This window comes from Rhizobium sp. P1_E6, assembly GCF_056405875.1.
This window is the reverse complement of record NZ_JBFUBG010000223.1, coordinates 1-2,524: the sequence shown is the minus strand read 5'-3', so window position 1 is coordinate 2,524 and position 2,524 is coordinate 1. Positions and strand designations below refer to the sequence as shown.

Here is a 2,524-nt window from a genome sequence, read left to right as displayed (position 1 = left end):
CGGAATGACCGGGCGTTCCTCAATGCATGGCGATGTCGCTTTGCATGTCGGATTCGAGTTGCAGGCAGGCCGCCCAAAGCGGTGTCTTGTGGTACATCCCATCTTGAAGGATGGTCAGTCCATCGCGGTCTTCGTGAAGCAGTCCCAGCCAGCACAAGGGACGAATGACACCGTAGCGAAGCTCCGATCCCAACGTCCAGACTTCTGCTGACATTGCTGCTTCCGGCTGAGACAAGAGGCTTGGATAAAGGACGCTCAGCAAGTCGTTCACCGAACATCCCAGCCTAGCTTTGATATTGATAAGATTGAGGAATACGTGCCACAAACGCATTCGTTCACGCACCTCCTCGAGCGTCTGGCCGTCATGGATGTAGGAATAAAGATAGTCCGTGGCGATCAGGTCAAAATAAGCCTGGGGCCTAGCAAGAAACTCCCGGCATCGTTTTGTAGGAAGCAAAAGGTCTTTCTTTTTGCGAAGAAGTTTTAGATGAGCAAGCATGCTGCGGACGACCCAAAGCGGCGGCATGTCGCTTTCATTAAGAACCTTGTTCATGCTGTAGAGGTCTTCCGACGTGTAGTCGGGCCACTGGAAGTGAACAGCGGCCCAATGCACGAACTTGCGGTTCATGGCGCCGGTCGCTGTCAACCCGATGCCGCCCTGACTGTCGGCATAGGAAGCCGAAAGGATCATCCCGCGAAGAAGTGGTGACAGCGCGGCGACATCGACGTCACCCTGCAGCTTAATTTCCGGAAGCATCGTGCGGCTTGATCCCTACCCTGCAACAGACGGCTGCCAATAGTACAACCGGCGACGGAACAATTGCCACTGAGAAAGCTAAAGCCGAAGGGGTGTGTCCCACCCGCCCCGATCTGATCTTGCAACCGGATCAGCCGGTCAGATCGGGGCTGATTGGCATGCCGTGTGGCGACCAAAAGGACATTTCGACTTTGCACAACGGCGGACATTCCAACTCATCCGCCACACCTCGTTGTCGTATCCCTTTCATTGTGGACATCCCCTTTCTTACCGAGGAAAAGTACCGGAAATGGCTAGGATCGAAAGGGACGCCGTCGGCTTTGATAGAACCGTAGCCGCTGCGCGTATTCCATTTCGGCGCGTCGCTGAGCCCGCCGGCTCTTTTGGCGTCAGGGACGATCTCCCGGTGATCGCAGTCCGCGGACGAAGGCGACTGGCTTCAGGCGCAACCTGCGGGGCGTCCACATGAGCGGGACCACAAGGACTCGCGGGTCCATAGGGAAGGGTAGAGGAGGAGGGACGTAGCCAACCCCTTAAATGACTAAAGGCGCAGTCGATGAAGACCACGCCCAGCCAAATTCCGTTTAGACTCTCCAAGTGCCATGGTAGGGCCATGGGCTCGCAACACCATTGTGCCGCCACTCAGCGAGTGACTATGTTATAGGGTGTAGAGACTCGCATTGCAAGGGGGACCAGGTGTCCAGCATCACCAAGCGGCATGTGCCGACATCGCAGCTCCTGGGTGAATACCTGACCTTCGTCCCGACACCTCAGCAGGTCGACCACCACAAGGCAGACATGCGCACCCTCAATCCGACCCTCCTGCGCGACAGCATCCGCGAGGGTGTCCAGGTCAAGGCCCTGCAGCAGATACCCAGAGGCTGGTGATCCACAGGATCTATACCCGCAAGGTCAAGGAGTTCTCCTCGATCTATCCCTTCGTCTTCGCCGTCGAGAACGCCCTGCGATCGGTACTGGCAGACTATCTGGAGGAGCGCTTCGGCCGGATGGACTGGTGGACCCYGATCCGCAATGCCAGGCAGAACGGGCAGACCTATAGGTCCTTCCCAGTCATCCTGGGAACGCAGGTCAATCCCGGCTTCGTAAAGGCGGTATGGCGGGTCTTCGACACCATGACCAGCCCCCAGCACATTAGCAGCATCACGGGTAGCAACAAGACCGACGAGTTCTACTATTGCCTGACGCTGGGTGACCTCTGGTCGATCATGCAAGGGGACTGGCCGCTTGTCCGTGGCATGTTTGCGCCAGACGCGGAGCTTGGCTTTACCTTTGACAAGACCGTGTTCAACAACACGTTGCGCGTTATCAAGGATACGCGCAACGAACTCTTCCACAGCAATCCGATCAAGGATCGTAAGAAGATCGTCGAAGCCTGCGAGCGCATTCTGAACGGTCTGCAATTCCATTTTGGTGACTATGATCACGACCTCGGTGCCGCCCAGTATGTGCGCGTGCCGTCGACCATTATCCGTGCTGCACGCCATATGATCCCGGCGCGCTAAGCGTTGCCCGGCCGGCCGCCGCACGCGATCTGCCGGACGGAGGGATGATGCCCGATCCTGCATCACTTGTTCTTTACGCAATTTTTCGGTATGTATTTCCTGTATTTTGCAATCCGATTCGGAGTGTACTTTGGAACAGCTTATCAAAAGACGGTTCCCGCCGGCCTTGTTCAAGAGCCTTCTTCTGGATCTGGAGGACCGGCTGCGGGCTTCCGCCCTCCAGGCTTATACGATGGTGCGCGAC

The 2,524-nt window shown here is 56.9% G+C and carries 3 protein-coding genes; 2 read left to right on the top strand and 1 reads right to left on the bottom strand.

What is annotated here, in order from left to right:
- Positions 1 to 19 precede the first annotated feature (19 nt).
- Entirely contained in the window at positions 20 to 757 is a 738-nt protein-coding gene (locus AC1D35_RS35575; RefSeq protein WP_064655612.1) for a hypothetical protein, read from the bottom strand.
- Positions 758 to 1,453: 696 nt separating this feature from the next.
- On the opposite strand from AC1D35_RS35575, the gene AC1D35_RS35570 reads away from it, so the two are divergent.
- Complete coding sequence (locus AC1D35_RS35570; RefSeq protein WP_477942660.1) at positions 1,454 to 1,645, top strand: hypothetical protein; 192 nt, start codon at positions 1,454 to 1,456, stop codon at positions 1,643 to 1,645.
- Positions 1,642 to 2,280 (top strand): hypothetical protein, encoded by a 639-nt coding sequence (locus AC1D35_RS35565; RefSeq protein ID WP_477942658.1) that lies wholly within the window; start codon positions 1,642 to 1,644, stop codon positions 2,278 to 2,280. The genes AC1D35_RS35570 and AC1D35_RS35565 overlap by 4 nt, the downstream gene beginning before the upstream one ends.
- Positions 2,281 to 2,524: the final 244 nt, after the last annotated feature.